The sequence below is a fragment of the Aminobacter sp. P4_D5 genome (genome assembly GCF_056401815.1).
Genome location: NZ_JBFUIP010000833.1, coordinates 1 through 659 on the forward strand (window position 1 = coordinate 1; position 659 = coordinate 659).

The 659-nt window shown below is 71.0% G+C and carries 2 protein-coding genes; both read right to left on the minus strand.

Features of this window, described 5'->3' with window-relative positions; genetic code table 11:
* A partial coding sequence (locus AC1DWF_RS35275) for a hypothetical protein (RefSeq protein WP_476843113.1) occupies nt 1-411 on the minus strand: 411 nt, incomplete at its 3' end.
* A 3-nt stretch (nt 412-414) separates the two neighbouring features.
* Nucleotides 415-659: hypothetical protein (locus tag AC1DWF_RS35280; protein WP_476843114.1), on the minus strand; the 245-nt coding region annotated here is incomplete at its 5' end.

Here is a 659-nt window from a genome sequence, read left to right on the forward strand (position 1 = left end):
GATCACCTCATCGCCCCGCACGGCGTCGTTGGTGGCGAGCGAGACCACGCGATCGCGCAGGGTGGCTGTCTGGGTCTCGATCAGATCCAGCCGGGCCACGGCGCGCCGTAGCGCCGCCTCCGTCTCCAGCCCCTTGCCGCCGGTGGACGCATCGGACAGCCCGCCGCGTGCGAAGGCCTGGCGCAGATCGGCCTGCAGCCAGTTCAGCCGCACATCCTCCAGATGCGCATGCGGCGGCACCGCCGTCTCGCGGTCGCCCTGGTCGAGCACCGCGCGGGCGAGTTCCAGCACCCCTTCGACAAGCGTGTTCCAGCGCGCCGCTTCGATCGGCTGGCCCGGCTGCGCCTGCGCCAGGGGCGCGAGGCGGCCGAGCATCGCGGACAGGCGTGCGAGGGCTTCGACAGTCGGCATCGCCTAGCCTCCCCGGATGACACCACCTAGCTTGCTCCCGGTCGCGACGCCGGTCCGCGTATAAGTGGCAAGTTCCGTCTCGCGTTTCTGCACGGTGCCGGTGGCGGTGTACTGGCCGGCGACGTCGTTGAGCTTCTTCGTCGCCGGATCGTTCAGGAAGGCCTCGCGCCTGTCGTCCGGCTGCGCCTCGCCCACGGTCTGCACGCCGTTCAGCAGGGCCTGGCCCGTACGGGCGAGCTTGCTCGTGA